15 protein-coding genes are annotated in these 17,794 nt (G+C 66.2%); 9 read left to right on the top strand and 6 right to left on the bottom strand.

The window, feature by feature from the left end:
- Nucleotides 1-29: 29 nt before the first annotated feature.
- Nucleotides 30-1,814, bottom strand: coding sequence for an ABC transporter transmembrane domain-containing protein (locus tag V9K97_RS12660; protein WP_337318408.1), 1,785 nt, complete (start codon nucleotides 1,812-1,814; stop codon nucleotides 30-32).
- A gap of 76 nt (nucleotides 1,815-1,890) precedes the next feature.
- Here V9K97_RS12660 and V9K97_RS12655 point away from each other — a divergent pair, with 76 nt between their 5' ends.
- From V9K97_RS12655 to V9K97_RS12640, 4 genes are read left to right on the top strand one after another with little or no spacing between them, the layout of a single operon-like run.
- The gene (locus V9K97_RS12655; protein ID WP_258507912.1) at nucleotides 1,891-2,427 is read left to right on the top strand and encodes a MarR family winged helix-turn-helix transcriptional regulator; all 537 of its coding nucleotides are present in this window, start codon (nucleotides 1,891-1,893) and stop codon (nucleotides 2,425-2,427) included.
- On the top strand, nucleotides 2,420-3,901 hold the full coding sequence (locus tag V9K97_RS12650; RefSeq protein WP_337318406.1) for an efflux transporter outer membrane subunit: 1,482 nt from the start codon (nucleotides 2,420-2,422) through the stop codon (nucleotides 3,899-3,901). Before V9K97_RS12655 ends, V9K97_RS12650 begins: the two co-directional genes overlap by 8 nt.
- Nucleotides 3,902-3,935: 34 nt before the next feature.
- Nucleotides 3,936-5,273, top strand: a complete 1,338-nt coding sequence (locus tag V9K97_RS12645) for an efflux RND transporter periplasmic adaptor subunit (protein WP_337318404.1) — start codon at nucleotides 3,936-3,938, stop codon at nucleotides 5,271-5,273.
- Between the two features lie 27 nt (nucleotides 5,274-5,300).
- Nucleotides 5,301-6,866 (top strand): DHA2 family efflux MFS transporter permease subunit, encoded by a 1,566-nt coding sequence (locus V9K97_RS12640; RefSeq protein WP_337296155.1) that lies wholly within the window; start codon nucleotides 5,301-5,303, stop codon nucleotides 6,864-6,866.
- 33 nt (nucleotides 6,867-6,899) lie between these two features.
- Here V9K97_RS12640 and V9K97_RS12635 read toward each other — a convergent pair whose 3' ends face one another.
- Complete coding sequence (locus tag V9K97_RS12635; protein ID WP_337318403.1) at nucleotides 6,900-8,099, bottom strand: AGE family epimerase/isomerase; 1,200 nt, start codon at nucleotides 8,097-8,099, stop codon at nucleotides 6,900-6,902.
- A 233-nt stretch (nucleotides 8,100-8,332) separates the two neighbouring features.
- Here V9K97_RS12635 and V9K97_RS12630 point away from each other — a divergent pair, with 233 nt between their 5' ends.
- The 5 genes from V9K97_RS12630 to V9K97_RS12610 all read left to right on the top strand — a co-directional run bounded on the left by V9K97_RS12630 (nucleotide 8,333) and on the right by V9K97_RS12610 (nucleotide 13,075).
- Nucleotides 8,333-9,103: an ABC transporter ATP-binding protein gene (locus V9K97_RS12630; RefSeq protein ID WP_337318402.1), complete on the top strand. Its 771-nt coding sequence runs from the start codon at nucleotides 8,333-8,335 to the stop codon at nucleotides 9,101-9,103.
- 1 nt (nucleotide 9,104) lies between these two features.
- Nucleotides 9,105-9,812 carry an ABC transporter ATP-binding protein gene (locus V9K97_RS12625; protein ID WP_126749713.1) on the top strand — a complete coding sequence of 236 codons (708 nt, stop codon included), beginning with the start codon at nucleotides 9,105-9,107 and terminating at the stop codon, nucleotides 9,810-9,812.
- 55 nt (nucleotides 9,813-9,867) lie between these two features.
- Nucleotides 9,868-11,064, top strand: coding sequence for an ABC transporter substrate-binding protein (locus V9K97_RS12620; RefSeq protein WP_157614728.1), 1,197 nt, complete (start codon nucleotides 9,868-9,870; stop codon nucleotides 11,062-11,064).
- 142 nt (nucleotides 11,065-11,206) lie between these two features.
- A complete protein-coding gene (locus tag V9K97_RS12615) occupies nucleotides 11,207-12,082 on the top strand; it encodes a branched-chain amino acid ABC transporter permease (RefSeq protein ID WP_021008140.1) in 876 nt (291 codons plus the stop codon).
- 6 nt (nucleotides 12,083-12,088) lie between these two features.
- On the top strand, nucleotides 12,089-13,075 hold the full coding sequence (locus V9K97_RS12610) for a branched-chain amino acid ABC transporter permease (protein ID WP_258507900.1): 987 nt from the start codon (nucleotides 12,089-12,091) through the stop codon (nucleotides 13,073-13,075).
- Between the two features lie 54 nt (nucleotides 13,076-13,129).
- Here the strand turns inward: V9K97_RS12610 and V9K97_RS12605 are convergent, their stop codons facing one another.
- The 4 genes from V9K97_RS12605 to V9K97_RS12590 form a co-directional block, all read right to left on the bottom strand.
- Nucleotides 13,130-14,965, bottom strand: a complete 1,836-nt coding sequence (locus V9K97_RS12605; RefSeq protein WP_337318401.1) for a bifunctional metallophosphatase/5'-nucleotidase — start codon at nucleotides 14,963-14,965, stop codon at nucleotides 13,130-13,132.
- Nucleotides 14,966-15,059: 94 nt separating this feature from the next.
- Nucleotides 15,060-15,515 carry a hypothetical protein gene (locus V9K97_RS12600; protein WP_258507898.1) on the bottom strand — a complete coding sequence of 152 codons (456 nt, stop codon included), beginning with the start codon at nucleotides 15,513-15,515 and terminating at the stop codon, nucleotides 15,060-15,062.
- Nucleotides 15,516-15,608: 93 nt separating this feature from the next.
- On the bottom strand, nucleotides 15,609-16,679 hold the full coding sequence (locus V9K97_RS12595; RefSeq protein ID WP_337318444.1) for a lipocalin-like domain-containing protein: 1,071 nt from the start codon (nucleotides 16,677-16,679) through the stop codon (nucleotides 15,609-15,611).
- Complete coding sequence (locus V9K97_RS12590) at nucleotides 16,679-17,755, bottom strand: PLP-dependent cysteine synthase family protein (RefSeq protein ID WP_337318400.1); 1,077 nt, start codon at nucleotides 17,753-17,755, stop codon at nucleotides 16,679-16,681. The genes V9K97_RS12595 and V9K97_RS12590 overlap by 1 nt, the downstream gene beginning before the upstream one ends.
- Between the last annotated feature and the right edge of the window lie 39 nt (nucleotides 17,756-17,794).

The following is a 17,794-nucleotide window of genomic DNA, read 5'->3' as shown; positions in this document are numbered from 1 at the left end:
TGCTGCGGACTTGCCGCAGCGACACCAGGTCAAGCAGTGAACTGAAGCGCAGCCAGGCGGGCATACACCCCGCCTTGCGCCACCAGCGTGGCATGCGTCCCTTGTTCCACGATGCCGCCATGATCGAGAACGATGATGCGATCGGCCTTTTGCACCGTGGCGAGCCTGTGCGCAATGACAAGCGTGGTGCGGCCTTCCATGGCCGATTCGAGTGCGGCCTGTACCATGCGCTCGCTCTCCGCATCGAGCGCACTCGTGGCTTCGTCGAGCAGCAGCAGCGGTGGGTTCTTGAGAATGGCGCGCGCAATCGCGATGCGCTGTCGCTGTCCGCCCGACAGGCGCACCCCGCGTTCGCCCAGGAAGGTGTCGTAGCCCTCAGGCAGCGCCTGCAGAAAGTCGTGCGCAAAAGCTGCGCGCGCAGCCGCATGCACCTCGTCAGCCGTCGCTTCCGGGCGGCCATAGCGAATGTTCTCGAACGCACTGGCCGAGAAGATCACCGCGTCTTGCGGCACCAGGCCAATGCGTGTGCGCAGGTCCGGCAAGGCCAATGAAGCGAGCGGCGCTCCGTCGAGCAGCAGCCGGCCCGACTGCGGATCGTAGTAGCGCAGCAGCAGCTGGAACACCGTGCTCTTGCCCGCGCCGCTCGAACCCACCAGCGCCACCGTTTCGCCGGGAGCAATGTCCAGGCTGAAATCTTTCAGGGCCGGAGTGCCGGGCCTGGAGGGGTAGTGGAAAGTGACCGCCTCGAACTTGACTGCGCTACCCGCGACCGGCACAGGCGCAGCCGCCGGGTTGGCCGGCGAAACGATGGCCGCCGGCGCGTGCAGCAGTTCCATCAGGCGCTCGGTCGCGCCCGCTGCCCGCAGCAGGTCGCCGTAGACCTCGCCGAGCACGGCCGTCGCGCTTGCAAGAATGGCGACGTAGACGACCGTCTGGCCGAGATGGCCGGCCGTGATGTCGCCGCGCAGCACGGCTTGCGTACCCTGGTACAGGCCCCAGAGCAGCGCCGCCGACGTGGCGATGATGATGAATGCCACCAGCACCGAGCGTGCCTTGGTGCGCCGCACGGCGGTTCTGAAGGCGTTCTCGGTCGACGCATTGAAGCGGCCGGCCTCGCGCGCTTCGGCGGTGTAGCTTTGCACCACCGGAATCGCATTGAGCACCTCCGCCGCAATGGCGCTCGAATCGGCCACGCGGTCCTGGCTGGCGCGCGAGAGCTTGCGCACCCGCCGGCCGAACCACATGCTCGGCAGCACCACCAAAACCAAAATGCCCAGCACCTGCACCATCACATAAGGGTTGGTCCAGATCAGCACCGCCAGCGCGCCCACGCCCATCACGGCGTTGCGCAGTCCCATGCTCAGCGACGAGCCCACCACCGTCTGTACCAGTGTGGTGTCGGCCGTCAGGCGCGACAGCACTTCGCCGGTCTGCGTCGTCTCGAAAAATGCCGGGCTCTGGCGCAGCACGTGGCCGTACACCGCGTTGCGCAAATCGGCCGTCACGCGCTCGCCGAGCCAGCTCACCGTATAGAAGCGTGCCGCCGAGAACAGGCCCAGCGCCACGGCCACGGCGAAGAGGGCGCCGAAATGTTCGCGCAGCGCCATGGTCTGCGCACCCTTGTCGGAGCTGATCAGCCCGCCGTCGATCAGGCTTCTGAGCGCCAGCGGAAACACCAGCGTCGTGACGGCAGCCATCACCAGAAAAATGCCCGCCAGGACGATCTGCACGCGGTAGGGCCGAAGAAAAGGGCTCAGGCCCGACAGCGATCGGGGCGAGCCCTTGGCCGGTGAGGACAGGGGGGAAGAAGCCATGGCGCGGATTCTACCGACCCTTGCCCTCACAAAGGCAGCCTTGACAATAATTGCCGAGGCAACTAATATTCAGGGCATGAGCGATACAGACACCCCGCAAGTCCCGCCGGCTTCTGGCGGCGCCGAGCGCCGGCCGGCCGACTTCTATCGCGCCGAGACCTACCAGGCCGAAGAGAGCATCGGCTACCTCATGCGCCGCATCCTGAGTGCGGTGGCGCAGGCGGTCGAAACCCGCATGTGCGAGCCCGGCAGCCCGACTTTTCCGCAATGGCTGCCGCTGTACAAGCTGCACATCGGTGCCGCGACCACGGTGGCCGAACTTGCCCGCGCCTGCGAGCTCGACACCGGCGCCATGACGCGCCTGCTCGACCGGCTCGAGGCCAAGGGTTTGTGCCGCCGCGTGCGGTCGCTCGAAGACCGGCGCGTGGTGAACATCGAACTCACCGAAGAAGGCCGCGCCGCCGCCAAGGAAGTGCCGTACGTGCTCAGCCGCGTGCAGAACGAACACCTGGCGGGTTTCACCAAAGAGGAATGGGAGCAGCTCAAGGGCTATCTGCGCCGCATTCTCGACAACGCGCAGGCCCTTGCAGCCCGTGGAGAAAAAAATGACTGATTCTTTTGCTGCCCGCACCGTGCGGCGCACCCCCGTCATGGCCGCCGCACTGCTGGTGGTCGCACTGGCCGGCTGTGCCGACATGGCCGGCATCGGTTCGCACGCCAGGCTGCGCGACACGTCGTCGCTCGGCATTGCCCCGGACACCAGCGCCGCGGTTGTGCCCAGTGTCGACAGCCAATGGTGGCGGGCATTCGGCGACGCGCAACTCAACACGCTGGTCGACCAGGCGGTGGCCGGCAATCCCAACCTCCAGGTGGCACGTGCACGCCTTGCGCGCGCGCAGGCCTCCGCGGACATTGCCGAGTCGGCTCTGAAGCCCAAGGTGAACGGTGAGCTCGACCTGAACCGCCAGAAGTTCAACAGCAACTACATCTATCCCGCACCGCTCGGGGGCTCGACCCAGAACATCGGCCTGCTGCAGCTCGGCGCGAGCTGGGAGCTCGACTTCTTCGGCAAGAACCGCACTGCGCTCGATGCCGCCATCGGCGCCGCCAATGCAGCCGCGGCCGATGCCGACGCAGCCCGCGTGCTGCTGGCCAGCAACGTGGCGCGCAGCTACTTTCAATGGGCCCGGTTGAACGAGCAGCTCGGCGTGGCCCAGCGCACGCTGGCCCAGCGCGATGAAACGCTCAAGCTCGTGCGCGACCGCGTGTCCGCCGGCCTCGACACCCGGCTTGAGCTGCGCCAGAGCGAAGGCGGCTTGCCCGAGGCACGCCAGCAGATCGAAGCGCTCAAGGAGCAGATTGCGCTGCAGCAGCACGCGCTCGATGCACTCGTGGGCCAGCCCAGCGTGTCCGCGTCGCTCAAGCCGCCGATGCTCGAGGCCGTCAAGCCCATCGCGCTGCAAGCCAACATTCCGGCCGACCTGCTCGGCCGCCGCGCCGACATCGCGGCGGCGCGCTGGCGCGTCGAGGCTGCCACGAGCGACGTGGCCAATGCAAAGACGCAGTTCTATCCCAACGTGAACCTCACGGCCTTCGTGGGCTTCCAGAGCCTGGGTTTCGGCAAGCTGCTCAAGTCGGGCAGCGAGCAGTGGGGCGTGGGTCCCGCCATCCACTTGCCGATCTTCGAAGGCGGCCAGTTGCGTGCCAACCTGCGCGGCAAGGCGGCCGATCTCGACGCGGCCATCGAGAGCTACAACGCCGCCGTGATCGATGCGGTGCGCGACGCGGCCGACCAGGTGTCGAGCGCACAGTCGATCGCGCGCCAGCAGGCCGAACAACGCGACGCGCAGACCGCGGCCGAAGGTGCCTACGACATTGCCGTGCAGCGCTATCGCGCGGGCCTTGGCAACTACCTCAACGTGCTGACCGCGGAAACCGCCGTGCTCGCACAACGCCGCCTGGCCGTCGACCTTGCCGCCCGCGCCCTCGACACGCAGGTGGGCCTGGCGCGCGCCCTCGGCGGCGGCTGGCAAGCACCAGCCACGACCACGGCCAATGCGCCGGCTTCATCCGCCGCGCTGAACTGAACCGACTTTTCTCGTCTTCGGAAAGAACTTCATCATGAGCGATAACAACACTCCGACGCCCGCTGCCACTGCAGCATCCGCAACGCCTGAAGCCCCCGCCGGCAACGGCAAGCGCCGCCGCGCACTCACCGCGCTTGCCGCGGTGGTCATCGTCGCCGGCGGCGGCTGGGGCCTCTACGAATGGCTGGTTGCCAGCCACTACGAGAACACCGACAACGCCTACGTGCAGGGCAACGTGATCCAGATCACGCCGCAGATCGGCGGCACCGTCATGGCCATCAACGCCGACGACACCGACTTCGTGAAGGCCGGCCAGCCGCTGGTGCAGCTGGACCCCGCCGATGCGAAGGTGGCGCTCGAGCAGGCCGAGGCTGCGCTCGCGCAAGCGGTGCGCCAGGTGCGCACGCTGTACGCCAACAACGGCTCGCTCGCGGCGCAGGTCAGCTTGCGCCAGGCCGACATCGTCAAGGCGCAGAGCGACATCGCCAAGGCGCAGGACGACCTGCAGCGCCGCCGGGCGCTGTCGGGCAACGGCGCGGTCTCGAAGGAAGAACTCAACCACGCCGAAACCGCGCTCGACAACGCCAAGAGCCAACTCGCGGCGGCGCAGGCCGGCGTGGTGGCCGCGCGCGAAGCGCTGGCCAGCAACCAGTCGCTGACCGAAGGCACCAGCGTGGCCCAACACCCGAGCGTGCAGGCCGCCGCCGCCAAGGTGCGCGAGGCCTACCTCGCCACGCAGCGCGTGGCCATGCCCGCGCCCGTGGACGGCTACGTTGCCAAGCGCACGGTGCAGCTCGGCCAACGCGTGGCGGCCGGCACGCCGATGATGTCGATCGTGCCGCTCAACCAGCTGTGGGTCGACGCCAACTTCAAGGAAGTGCAGCTGCGCAACATCCGCATCGACCAGCCCGTGAAGCTCACCGCCGACGTGTACGGCAAGAAGGTCGAGTACACCGGCAAGGTCGCGGGCCTGGGCGTAGGCACTGGCAGTGCGTTCGCGCTGCTGCCGGCGCAAAACGCCACCGGCAACTGGATCAAGGTGGTGCAGCGCGTGCCCGTGCGCATTGCGCTCGACCCCGAGCAGCTCAAGGCCAACCCGCTGCGCATCGGCCTTTCGATGGACGCGGAGATCGACATCACGCAGAAGGGCGGCAAGATGCTGGCCGATGCACCGCGCGCCACGGCCATTTCGCAGACGCAGGTCTACAGCAAGCTCGACGACGGTGCCAATGCAGAGGTCGATCGCATCGTGGCCGCCAACCTCGGCCGCAGCGCTCCCGCCGCCGCCGCGCAGCCCGCGGGCCGTTCCACAGCAACCTCCGCAACCGCAGGCAACGCGGGCCACACGGCATCGCAGTCGCACCCCGGCTGATCGGCGCCGGTCTTCAAGGCAAAGCCAATGGCCACTGCTGCCGCTCCCGCTTACGTAGCGCCGCCGCCGCTCGAGGGCTCCGCCCGCGTGTGGGGGACCATCGCGCTCTCTGCGGCAACGTTCATGAACGTGCTCGATTCGTCGATCGCGAACGTGTCGCTGCCGGCCATCTCGGGCGACCTGGGGGTGAGCACCACCCAGGGCACCTGGGTCATCACAAGCTTCGCTGTGGCCAACGCCATTGCGGTGCCGCTCACGGGTTTCATGACCCAGCGCTTCGGTCAGGTGCGCCTGTTCATGGCGAGCGTGATCCTCTTCATGATCAGCTCGCTGCTCTGCGGGTTGGCGCCCAACATGACCATGCTGATCGCGTTCCGCGCGCTGCAGGGTTTCGTCGCGGGCCCGATGATCCCGCTGTCGCAGACGCTGCTGCTGTCGAGCTATCCGCGCGCCAAGGCCGGCCTGGCCATGGCCATGTGGTCGATGACCACGCTGGTGGCGCCTGTGATGGGGCCGCTCCTTGGCGGCTGGATCACCGACAACATCTCATGGCCGTGGATCTTCTACATCAACATTCCCGTGGGCATTGTTGCGGCGGCCATCACGTGGGCGCTTTACCGCGACCGTGAAAGCACCACGCGCAAGGTACCCATCGACGCCATCGGCCTCGCGCTGCTGGTGCTGTGGGTCGGCGCGATGCAGCTCATGCTCGACAAGGGCAAGGAGCTCGACTGGTTCCATTCGCCAGAGATCATCACGATGGCCGTCGTGGCCGTGGTCGGCTTCGCGTTCTTCCTGATCTGGGAGCTGACCGACAAGCACCCGGTGGTCGACCTTTCGCTGTTCAAGCGGCGCAACTTCTGGTCGGGTGCGGTAGCCACCGCGGTGGCCTACGGGCTGTTCTTCGGCAATGTGGTGCTGCTGCCGCTATGGCTTCAGCAGTGGATGGGCTACACCGCCACGCAGGCCGGCATGATCATGGCGCCCGTGGGGCTATTGGCCATCTTCTTCTCGCCGGTGGTGGGGCTCACGGTGTCCAAGATCGATCCGCGCCGCTACGCGACCTTCTCGTTCCTGGTGTTTGCGCTGGTGCTGTGGATGCGGTCGAACTTCAACACGCAGGCCGACTTCGTGACGATCATCATCCCGACCATCATCCAGGGCATTGCGATGGCGTTCTTCTTCATTCCGCTGGTGACCATCACGCTCTCGGGCCTTACGCCCGACCGCATTCCGGCGGCATCGGGGTTGTCGAACTTCCTGCGCATTACCGCGGGCGCCATGGGCACTTCGATCACCACCACGCTGTGGGAGAACCGCGCGGCGCTGCATCACTCGCAACTGGCCGAATCGGTGAACCTGGGCAATGGCGCTGCGACCAGCGCGATGAACGGCTTGGCAAGCAGCGGCTTGAACAGCGAACAGGTGCTGGGCCAGATCAACCGGCTGGTCGACCAGCAGTCGTTCATGCTGGCTGCGAACGACATCTTCTATGCGTCGGCCATTTTGTTTCTGCTGCTGATCCCGCTGGTGTGGCTGGCACGGCCGCAAAAGGGCGGTGCGGGCGGCGATGCCGCGGCAGGCGCGCACTAGGCCTTCAGGCAAAGTCGCGAAGGGGCGCGCTGGTCACGTACCCAGCGCGCGCAGCACGTCGTAGCACGCGCCCATGGTGTGATAGTCGGTCTTGCCGGCGGGGCTCTTCTCGTCGCTGATCTTGCGGTTGTCCGGCGTGAGAATGCGGTACCACGCACCGTGCCGGTGGTCGACAAAGTGCTCCCAGCTGTAGGCCCAGATGCGGTCGTACCAGCTCCAGTAGCCCTCGTCGCCGGTGCGCACGGCCAGCAGCGCCGCGGCGGCGAAGCTTTCGGCCTGCACCCAGAAGTACTTGTCGCCGTCGCACACCTCGCTGTCGGGGCCGAACCCGTAGACGAGGCCGCCATGCGCCGCGTCCCAGCCGCGCAGCATGGCGGTGTCGAAGAAATGCTTTGCGCGAGGCACGATCCAGTCCGCTTCACGGCCCGCGGCAACAAGCGCTCGCTCGAGCTGCAGCAGCAGCTTGGTCCACTCGGTGAGATGGCCGGTCTGAAAACCCCAGGGCCTGAAGATGTTGGTCTTGTCGCCGCGGTTGTAGTCCCAGTCGATCGACCAGTCTTCGCGGTAGTGCTCCCACACGAGCCCGCCGGCCAGCGCGGCAAGCTTGCCCGTCACCGATTCCGCAAGCGCCAGCGCGCGATCGAGATAGCGCGCGTCCTGCGTGGCGTCGTATGCGGCAAGCATCGCCTCGCAGGCGTGCATGTTGGCGTTCTGGCCCCGATAGGGCCCCACCTGCCAATCAGGAGTGGCCTCGTCGGCATACAGCGCATGGTGCGGCTCCCAGAAACGCTGTTCCATCAGCTGCCAGGTTTGCTCGAGCCCCGCGCGTGCTTCGCCGATGCCCGCCATCAGCGCGTGCGCGTGTGCAAGCAGCACAAAGGCCAGGCCGTAGCAGTGGAGCGTGCTGTCTTGCACGGTTGCGCGCGCATCGTGCCAGTCGATCTGCCATGCATAGCCGCCTCCCGGCTGTGCATGCGCATGCTGCACGAACGCAAGGCCGTGGCGTGCGGCCTCCAGATCCTGCGCCTTGCCGAAGCGCCGGTACGCCATGGCGTGGTTGAAGACGAAGCGCGTGCTGCTTACCAGGTGCCGCGTGCGCCGGTCGTACACCGCGCCGTCGTCCTTGAAGAAATGAAAGAAGCCGCCTGAGGGATCGCGGCTGACCGGCGCATAGAACGCCAGCGTGTTCAGGATGTGGTCAGCAAGAAAGTCGGGTGAGCGGAAGTTCTGCATGGAAGGCACGGAAGGTACACGAGTAAGGGTTCGAACCGATAGGTCATTGTCATTGTGACGACAGTCGCCCGATGCCGGAACCGCCGGCGCGGGCAGGTTGCACTGCAGCATAGGCATTTGCCCCAGTATGCAAGTGCGAGGCGCCCACCAACAATCAGGCCGCGCTCGGTAGTGGCGCATGAGATGGACCGCATGACCGACATATCTTTCCTGAACCCGGGCGACTTCGCGAGATGAGCGACGTCATCCTCGAAACACGCGAGCTCACCAAGGAATTCAAAGGGTTCACCGCGGTCAGCAAGGTCAACCTGTCGGTGGTGCGCGGCTCCATTCATGCGCTCATTGGTCCCAACGGGGCCGGCAAGACCACCTGCTTCAACCTGCTCACCAAGTTTCTCGAGCCGACCAGCGGCACGATTCTTTTCAACGGGCAAGACATCACGGGCGAGCAGCCCGCGCAAATTGCCCGGCGCGGCATCATCCGCTCGTTCCAGATCTCGGCGGTGTTTCCGCACCTCACGCTGCTGGAGAACGTGCGCCTCGGCCTGCAGCGCGCGCTCGGCACTTCGTACCATTTCTGGAAGAGCGAAAAGACGCTCACGCCGCTCGACGCGCGCGCCCGCGAACTGCTGGCCGAAGTCGGCCTCGCGGACCAGGCGGACGAGCTGACCGTGAACCTGCCTTACGGCCACAAGCGCGCGCTCGAAATTGCCACCACGCTGGCCATGGACCCTGAGCTGATGCTGCTCGACGAACCCACGCAGGGCATGGGCCATGAAGACGTGCACCGCGTGGCCGAACTCATCAAGCGCGTGTCGGCCGGCCGCACCATCCTCATGGTCGAGCACAACATGAGCGTGGTCTCCACCATTGCAGACACCATCACCGTGCTTCAGCGCGGCGCGGTTCTGGCCGAAGGCCCGTACGCTGAAGTCTCGAAGAATCCGCAGGTGATGGAGGCCTACATGGGCACCACCGAAGGACAGCTGCAAGGGGCTCATTGACATGACCGCCGCGCTTGAAATCAAGGACCTCCACGCCTGGTACGGCGAATCGCACGTGCTGCACGGCGTCAACATGGTGGTGCAGCCCGGCGAGGTGGTCACGCTGCTCGGGCGCAACGGCGCAGGGCGCACCAGCACGCTGCGCGCCATCATGGGCCTGACCGGCTCGCGCAAGGGCAGCATCGAAGTCAACGGCGTGCAGACCATCGGCATGGCCACGCACCGCATTGCGCACCTGGGCATCGGCTATTGCCCCGAAGAGCGCGGCATCTTCGCGAGTCTCTCGGCCGAAGAAAACCTGCTGCTGCCGCCAGCGCTCAAAGGCGCGGGGCAGGGCATGTCGGTGGCCGAAATCTACGAGATGTTTCCCAACCTGGCCGAGCGCCGCAACAGCCCGGGCACGCGGCTGTCGGGCGGCGAGCAGCAGATGCTGGCGGTGGCGCGCATCCTGCGCACCGGCGCCAAGCTGCTGCTGCTCGACGAAATTTCCGAAGGCCTGGCGCCGGTGATCGTGCAGGCCCTTGCGCGAATGATCCACACCCTGCGCGGCAAGGGCTACACCATCGTGATGGTGGAGCAGAACTTCCGTTTTGCCGCGCCGCTGGCCGACCGCTTCTACGTAATGGAGCACGGCCGCATGGTCGAGGCCTTCGGCGCCAAGGAGCTCGACGCCAAGATGCCCGTGCTCAGCGAGCTGCTGGGCGTGTAGCCGAGCACTAGCCAATCGTTTTCCGTTGACTCTCTCAAATCATCCAGGAGACACCATGCAAACCAAGCTCAAAATCATTGCTCTCATGCTCGGAGCCGCGGGTCTTGCGAGCCATGCCGTGCAGGCGCAAGAGAAGGTCGTCATCGGCTACATCAGCGACCTCTCGGGCCTGTATGCCGACCTGGAAGGCAAGGGCGGCGCAACCGCCATCCAGATGGCCATCGACGACATGGGTGGCAAGGTGCTCGGCCAGCCGGTGGAAGTGCTGAGCGTCGACCACCAGAACAAGCCCGATATCGCCGCCTCCAAGGCCCGCGAGTGGATCGACACCGCCGGCGCCACGATGATTTTCGCGGGCACCAATTCGGGCGTGGCGCTGGCCACCGCCAAGGTCGCGCAAGAAAAGAAGCGTGTGTTCTTCACCAACGGCGCGGCCACCTCGGCACTCACCAACGCGCAGTGCAGCCCCTACACCGTGCACTACGCCTACGACACCGTCGCGCTGGCCAAGAGCACCGGCGGCGCCGTGGTCGACACGGGCGGCAAGAGCTGGTTCTTCCTGACGGCCGACTACGCCTTCGGCCACGCACTCGAGGCCGACACCGCCAAGGTCGTCAAGGCCAAGGGCGGCTCGGTGGTGGGCACGGTGCGTGCGCCGCTCAACGCGTCGGACTTCTCGTCCTTCCTGCTGCAGGCGCAGAACTCCAAGGCCCAGGTGCTCGGCCTGGCCAATGCCGGCGGCGACTTCATCAACTCGATGAAGGCATCGAAGGAATTCGGCATCGACAAGTCGATGAAGGTCGCGGGCCTGCTGGTGTTCCTCACCGACGTGAAGAGCCTGGGTCTGCCGGCCACGCAGGGCCTGCTGCACACGACCAGCTGGTACTGGGACGCCGACGACGAGTCGCGCAAGTGGGCCGCCCGCTACGAAGCCAAGACCAAGAACAAGCCGACCGACATCCAGGCCGCCGACTACTCGGCCACCATGGCCTACCTCAAGGCCGTCGAAGCCGTGAAGAGCACCGACGCCGACAAGGTGATGGCGCACCTCAAGAAGACGCCGATCAACGACTTCTACGCCAAGGGCGTGATTCGCCCCGACGGCCGCATGGTGCACGACATGCTGCTGGCCGAGGTCAAGAAGCCTTCGGAGTCCAAGGGCCCCTGGGACCTGCTGAAGATCGTCAAGAAGGTGCCGGGCGACCAGGTCTACACGACCAAGGAAGAAAGCACCTGCGCCCTCTGGAAGTAAATGTTGCTCGCCCCCCAGTCTTCGCGCACTGCGTGTCGCTGCGCCAACCCCCTGACCGGGGGGCGGTCCGGCCGCTTCGGGCGGCCGTGCGCGGCGGCCCCCACGTGAAGTCATTGCTATTTTTCTGAACCTCGTCGAAACGATGAACATCTCTATGCCTGCCCTGTTGAGCCAGCTCCTTCTGGGGCTGGTCAACGGGTCGTTCTACGCGATCCTGAGCCTGGGGCTGGCGGTGATCTTCGGGCTGCTCAACGTCATCAACTTCGCGCATGGCGCGCTGTTCATGATGGGGGCGGTGCTGTCGTGGATGGCGATGAATTACTTCAACGTCAACTACTGGGTCATGCTGGCGGTGGCGCCGCTCATCGTCGGCCTGTTCGGCGTGCTCATCGAGCGGCTGCTGCTGCGCTGGATCTACAAGCTCGACCACCTGTACGGCCTGTTGCTCACGCTGGGCCTCACGCTGCTGATCGAAGGCGGCTTCCGTTCGGTGTACGGCGTCTCGGGCCTGGCCTACAACACGCCGGAGGCACTGAGCGGCGGCACCAACCTGGGCTTCATGTTCTTGCCCAACTATCGCGCCTGGGTGGTGGTGGCGTCTCTGGTGGTGTGCTTTGCCACCTGGTATGCCATCGAGAAGACGCGGCTCGGCGCCTACCTTCGCGCGGGCACCGAGAACCCGCGGCTGGTCGAGGCCTTCGGTGTCAACGTGCCGCTGATGGTGACGCTGACCTACGGCTTCGGCGTGGCGCTTGCCGCATTCGCGGGCGTGCTTGCCGCGCCGGTGATCCAGATTTCTCCGCTGATGGGGCAGAACCTCATCATCATCGTGTTCGCGGTGGTCGTCATTGGCGGCATGGGCTCGATCATGGGGGCCATCCTCACGGGCCTGGGGCTCGGCGTGATCGAGGGGCTGACCAAGGTGTTCTATCCGGAGGCCTCGGCCACCGTGGTGTTCGTGATCATGGTCGTGGTGCTGCTGATTCGTCCGGCCGGCCTCTTCGGCAGCGAGAAGTAAAAGTCCATGAAGAAAATATCGCTCGTCGTCTACGGGGTGCTGCTGCTGGCGCTCATTGCCGCACCTTTCATCGGCTTCTACCCCGTGTTCGTGATGAAGGTGCTGTGCTTCGCACTGTTCGCCTGCGCCTTCAACCTGCTGCTGGGCTACACCGGCATGCTGTCTTTCGGCCATGCCGCATTTCTGGGCGGCTCGGCTTACCTTACGGGCCAGGCGCTCAAGGTCTGGCATCTCACGCCCGAGCTGGGCTTGATCCTGGGGACGCTCGCCGGTGCGCTGCTGGGCCTGGTGTTCGGCTGGCTGGCCATTCGCCGCCAGGGCATCTACTTTTCGATGATCACGCTGGCGCTGGCGCAGATGATGTATTTCGTCGCGCTGCAGGCCAAGTTCACCGGCGGCGAAGACGGCCTGCAGAGCGTGCCGCGCGGCAAGCTCTTCGGCCTGGTCGATTTGCGCGACGACCTGACGATGTATTACGTCGCGCTGGTCATCGTCGTCGCGGCTTTCCTGCTCATTGCGCGCACCGTGCACTCGCCTTTCGGGCAGGTGCTCAAGGGCATCAAGGAAAACGAGCCGCGCGCCATCTCGCTCGGCTACGACGTCAACCGCTTCAAGCTGCTGGCTTTCGTGATCTCGGCCGCGCTGTCGGGCCTTGCCGGTTCGCTCAAGACGCTGGTGCTCGGCTTCGCTTCGCTCAGCGACGTGCACTGGACTGCCTCGGGCCACGTCATCCTGATGACGCTGGTAGGCGGCCTCGGCACCCTCTCGGGTCCGCTGGTGGGTTCGGCCGTGGTGGTGCTGCTGGAAAACAAGGTCGGCGACTTCGGCACCTTCATGGCGCGCCTCACGGGCGTCGACTGGTTCAACACGCTCGGCGAATCGGTGACCATGGTCACGGGCCTGATCTTCGTGATCTGCGTGCTGGCGTTCCGCAAGGGCATCATGGGCGAGGTCATCGCCTTCATCGACCGCCGAAAAGGCAAGGCGCGATGAAATGAAAAAAGGCGGACCCTGTCCGCCTTTTTCATTTCTGGGGCGGAAGCCCGCTCAGGGCAGCACAGTGATGCGGTTGGCAGTGGGCGGCGCCAGCGGGCTGTTCGCCTTGATGTAGGCCTCCAGCGCATCCACGTCCTGGTCGCCGCCCAGCGTGTCCGTGCCCTGGTTGAAGACCGTGAAGTTGTCTCCGCCTGTGGCCAGAAAGCTGTTCATCGTCACGCGGTAGCTCGCGCCGTCCGTCATCGCGGTGCCGTTGAGTGCCATGTTGCTGATGCGCGAGCCCGCGGGTGCCGAGAGGCTGTAGCTGTAGCTCAGGCTGCGCGAAGGCAGCAGCACCCTCGGCGACGCGACCGTGTTGGTGCCGCTGTTGAACTGCTGCTCGAGCAGCGCCTTGATCTGCGCGCCCGTCATCGTCTTCACCACCAGGCTGTTGCCGAAGGGCTGCACGCTGAAGAGCTGGCCATAGGTCACGCTGCCGTCATTGGCCGGCACGAGGTCGGCCCGCACGCCGCCCGGGTTCATGAAGGCGATTTGCGCGCCGCCCTTGTTGCTGGGGCTGGTGGCATCGAGCTGTGCATCGGCAATCAGGTTACCCAGCACGCTTTCGCGCGATGCCGTCTGCGTGCGCGTGGCCGGGGCCGAGAGGGTGCCCACCACCCGCTGCACCAGCGGCGCCGCAACGGAAAGGTACTGGCTGATGAGCGCGGCCACTTCCTGGTTCTTGCCGAACACCGGGTACTGGTCGGTCACGGCCACCGTGTTGGCACCGCTGGTGTAGGCCTCGCCCTGGACGATCACGTTGTCGGCCGACTTGGCCGTGACCTTGCGCGTGCGCGTGTCGATCGTCAGGTTGATGTCGGTCAGCAAGGTGCCGTACTGGCCGGCGCTCGTCAGCAGGAAGGGCTTGGCCGGGTTGGTCTTGCTGTAGTCGCAGATGTACGAGCGGTGCGTGTGGCCCGAGATCACCACGTCGACGGCCGCATCGAGCTTGTTGAGAATTGGCAGGATGTCGCCGCTCAGCCCCGCGCAGCTCTTGTCGTTGTAGCCGACGGTGGTCGTGGCGCCTTCGTGCACCACGACGACGATGGCGTCGGCGCCCTCGGCTTTCAGCTGCGGAATCAGCGCGTTGGCGGTGTCCGCCTCGTCCTTGAAGCTCAGGCCCGCAACGCCGGCCGGCGTCACGATGCTCGGCGTGCCCTTGAGCGTCATGCCGATGAACGCCACCTTTACCGTGGCACCGTCCTTGGTGAAGGTCTTCATGCCCGTGGCGGGGAAGAGCGTGTTGCCGTCGTTCTTCACGGTGTTGGCGGCCAGGAACCCGAAGTTGGCACCCGGAAAGGCCTTGTTGACCCGGCACGGCTCCAGCGGCGTGTTCTTGGCGCAGCCGCCGTTCTTCATGCGCAGGAGTTCGGTCTGGCCCTTGTCGAACTCATGGTTGCCGACCGCGTTGAAGTCGATCTTCATCGCGTTCACGGCTTCGATGGTCGGCTCGTCGAGGAACAGCGCCGACACCAGCGGCGAGGCGCCGATCATGTCGCCGGCAGAAACCACGGCGTTGTTTTCGTTCTTGGCCTTGAGCGACGCAATGGCCGAAGCCATATACGCGGCGCCGCCCGCCGGCACCGGCACCGTGCCGCCGCCGTTGGCCGGGGCGGTGATGGAAAGCCGGGGTGGCTCGAGGTTGCCGTGCAGGTCGTTGAAGGCGATGAGCTTCACCTCCACGCTGCCGGGCGTCGCCGGAGCAGGCGGCGGTGCCGGAGGAGCGGGGGCCGGTGCCGGCGGCGGGAGAAACGGAATGAAGCCGTTCGAGTCGTTGCTTCCGCCGCAGGCGGACAACGTGGCCAGGACAACCCCCGCCATGGCGAGATGTTTCAGCGATGCAGGCATGAGCCTCTCCTCTTTTTGATGGAATGCAGCGCATGCTGGACAAGGCAGATGACGTCACCATGACCGCTGTCGCAACGCACCGCACATCGCATGCTCAAGAGAGCGGAATGAGGCGGATGGTTACCTCAGGGCCGAAGGCGCGTTGCAGCAGTTGCTTTGCTTGCGCGCTGCGACCGTCATTCGGCGACTGCACGGCCAGCCATGCATCGGTGGCGTGCCGCTGCAGGTGCCAGCCCTCTTGCCCAAGGCGGATGAGGCTGGCGAGCGACGCGGCATCGGCCACGGGCAGCGCCGCGGGCGCGATGTCGAGCCAGTCCACCACCTGGTTGGCTTCTCCGCCGAGCCGTGCGGTCGCGCCTTCCACCAGCACGTGCTGCGTGGCCGCGTCCCTCACCGCGCCCTGGAGGACGATGCCGTTGCCGTGCCAGCGAATTTCAAGCAGTGCGTTCGTTGCCGGCGATACGGGCCGCATGGCCGCGAACACCCACGCGGCGCCCGCAGCAGCCGCTACAACCATCAGCAGCGCGATGAGCCGGAGTCTTCTGTTCATTCAAGCCTTGGTGCACGTTCAATCGTGCAATGTCGGAGGCCGAGTTCAGGGCCGCGGCATGACGGCTTGATGACAGACGCGCGCTGCGTGGCCTCAGAGCCGCAGCGGTGCGGCGTAGCCGGTCATCTCCAGGTAGCCCCGGCCGACCCGGCGGCCTTGCGCATCGAGCAGGTCGCTCACGCCTTCCCAGTACACCCCGCCGGTGGAGCCGCGACTGTCGAGCTCCTGGTCGTCGAGAAGCGCGAGCACTCCGAAGATTCCCGATGGTGTCTGCACGCGCCACCGGGTGGGGTACTTTGCCTGCGTGCGTGGGCTGGTCCACGCATCGGCACCATCGAAGCGCACCTCGTCGTTGCTGAAGACACGCAGCGCACCGTCGCGCGAGCGAAACGAACCGCCGGCCCACAGCGCGCTGCCGTCGCGGCGCCGCAGGCGGAAGGCGGTGAGGGCGCTGCCGTCGTCCAGGTTCATGCCGATCCAGTCCCAGCCCACAGCCTCGGGATGCATCAGCGCCTCGCTCCATTCATGGTCGAGCCAGGCCGTTCCGTCGACATCGAAGGCCTGGCCCTTGAGCGTGAGCCGGCCCTGCGCCTTGAGCTGCGGCTCGCTGTAGTAGTAGCTTGCCTGCGCGTCTTCGGGGCCTTTGCGCGAGAGCCCGCTCTTGCCTTGCAGCAGCACCGGCTGCGTGGGCGCAAAGCGCAGGTCGAGCGTGAATTCGCCCGCTGGCACGCGGGCCGAATAGCTGCCGTCCTTGCGCACGAGGGACCAGTCGCGCAGGCGCACGTCGGTGTCGGCTTCGCTGGCCGACGCAACGCCGAAGCCCGCGCGCGCAATGCGCTGGTCATGCAGCAGCACACGGCCTTCAAGGTCGGTAACCGCGGCGTGCGCAAACACGAGGTTCTTGGCCGCGAACGCCGAGCGCATGCCCTGCGCGGCATCGACGCGCGAACGAAAGAACGTCACCTGAAAACCGAACTCGCGTCCCGCCGAAGTTCTTGCATGGCCCGTGATGTACCACCATTCGGTGCGCAGGTCGGGGTGGCTGCCGAAGTCGCGCGGAAACTGCAGGGTGCGCTCGGGCAGCGCCCAGCTTGCGGGCGCTGCGGCCAGCGCCGTCAGCAGCAGGCTGCGGCGCGAGAGCTTGCAGAAGGCCGGCGCAGGCATCACTGTGCAACCAGCGCGTCGATGCGCTGCTGTGCTGGGCCCACGTCGCCAAAGGCGCTCTGCACCCACGCCGCATCGTGATAGCTCGGCAGGTAGCGCTCGCCCGCATCGCACAGCAGCGAAAGAATGGAGCCTTGCTGGCCGGCCGCGCGCATCTCGCGTGCAATGGCCAGCATGCCGACAAAGTTGGTGCCGGTCGATGGCCCGACCTTGCGCCCCAGCAGTGCCGAAAGCGCATGCATGGCCGCCACCGAGTCGAGGTTGGGCACTTCGATCATGCGGTCGACCAAGGTGCGGACGAAGCTCGGCTCCACCCGCGGCCGGCCGATGCCTTCGATGCGCGAGCCCGCCGCCGTCAGCGTTGCGTCGCCCGTGCGGTGATAGGCCGAGAACACCGAACCTTCGGGGTCGGGCACGCACACCTGCGTGTCGTGGCAGCGAAAGCGCACGTAGCGCCCGATGGTGGCGCTGGTGCCGCCGGTGCCCGCGCCCACCACGATCCATGCCGGCACCGGATGCCGCTCGCGCGCCATCTGCTGGAACATGCTCTCGGCGATGTTGTTGTTGCCGCGCCAGTCGGTCGCGCGTTCGGCATACGTGAACTGGTCCATGTAGTGGCCGCCGGTCTGCTCGGCGAGCGCGCGCGCCTCTTCGTAGACCTGCGCCGCATGATCGACGAAGTGGCAGCGCGCGCCATAGAAGGCAATTTGCGCCACCTTCTCGGGCGAGGTGCTGCGCGGCATCACCGCGATGAAGGGCAGGCCCAGAAGCCGCGCGAAGTAGGCTTCGCTCACCGCCGTGGAGCCGCTCGAGGCCTCGACGATGGTCGTGCCTTCGCGCACCCATCCGTTGCACAGCGCATAGAGAAAAAGCGAACGCGCGAGCCGGTGCTTGAGGCTGCCTGTAGGGTGCGTCGACTCGTCCTTCAGGTACAGGTCGATGCCGGCTGCGGCAAGCGCGGGCAGCGGCAGCGGAATCAGGTGCGTGTCGGCGCTGCGCTGGTAGTCGGCTTCGATGCGGCGTATGGCACTGCCGAGCCAGCCGCCGCATGAAATGGAGGAGGGTGTTTGCTGCATGTAGGAGGAAGTCTACAAGTCATCCCTCGCAGCACCCAG

Origin of the sequence: Variovorax sp. CCNWLW186, from assembly GCF_037203865.1 — a bacterium.
Taxonomy (GTDB): Bacteria; Pseudomonadota; Gammaproteobacteria; order Burkholderiales; family Burkholderiaceae_C; genus Variovorax.
Note: the sequence above shows the minus strand (reverse complement) of the source record. Positions and strands in the feature narration are given on the sequence as shown.

Excerpts from the sequence above, each read along its gene's own strand:
- V9K97_RS12595 (WP_337318444.1), bottom strand. The coding sequence starts at position 16,679 with ATGCCTGCGCCGGCCTTCTGCAAGCTCTCGCGCCGCAGCCTGCTGCTG.
- V9K97_RS12645 (WP_337318404.1), top strand. The coding sequence starts at position 3,936 with ATGAGCGATAACAACACTCCGACGCCCGCTGCCACTGCAGCATCCGCA.
- V9K97_RS12605 (WP_337318401.1), bottom strand. The coding sequence starts at position 14,965 with ATGCCTGCATCGCTGAAACATCTCGCCATGGCGGGGGTTGTCCTGGCC.
- V9K97_RS12660 (WP_337318408.1), bottom strand. The coding sequence starts at position 1,814 with ATGGCTTCTTCCCCCCTGTCCTCACCGGCCAAGGGCTCGCCCCGATCG.
- V9K97_RS12610 (WP_258507900.1), top strand. The coding sequence starts at position 12,089 with ATGAAGAAAATATCGCTCGTCGTCTACGGGGTGCTGCTGCTGGCGCTC.
- V9K97_RS12625 (WP_126749713.1), top strand. The coding sequence starts at position 9,105 with ATGACCGCCGCGCTTGAAATCAAGGACCTCCACGCCTGGTACGGCGAA.
- V9K97_RS12650 (WP_337318406.1), top strand. The coding sequence starts at position 2,420 with ATGACTGATTCTTTTGCTGCCCGCACCGTGCGGCGCACCCCCGTCATG.
- V9K97_RS12600 (WP_258507898.1), bottom strand. The coding sequence starts at position 15,515 with ATGAACAGAAGACTCCGGCTCATCGCGCTGCTGATGGTTGTAGCGGCT.
- V9K97_RS12620 (WP_157614728.1), top strand. The coding sequence starts at position 9,868 with ATGCAAACCAAGCTCAAAATCATTGCTCTCATGCTCGGAGCCGCGGGT.
- V9K97_RS12635 (WP_337318403.1), bottom strand. The coding sequence starts at position 8,099 with ATGCAGAACTTCCGCTCACCCGACTTTCTTGCTGACCACATCCTGAAC.
- V9K97_RS12590 (WP_337318400.1), bottom strand. The coding sequence starts at position 17,755 with ATGCAGCAAACACCCTCCTCCATTTCATGCGGCGGCTGGCTCGGCAGT.
- V9K97_RS12655 (WP_258507912.1), top strand. The coding sequence starts at position 1,891 with ATGAGCGATACAGACACCCCGCAAGTCCCGCCGGCTTCTGGCGGCGCC.
- V9K97_RS12630 (WP_337318402.1), top strand. The coding sequence starts at position 8,333 with ATGAGCGACGTCATCCTCGAAACACGCGAGCTCACCAAGGAATTCAAA.
- V9K97_RS12640 (WP_337296155.1), top strand. The coding sequence starts at position 5,301 with ATGGCCACTGCTGCCGCTCCCGCTTACGTAGCGCCGCCGCCGCTCGAG.
- V9K97_RS12615 (WP_021008140.1), top strand. The coding sequence starts at position 11,207 with ATGAACATCTCTATGCCTGCCCTGTTGAGCCAGCTCCTTCTGGGGCTG.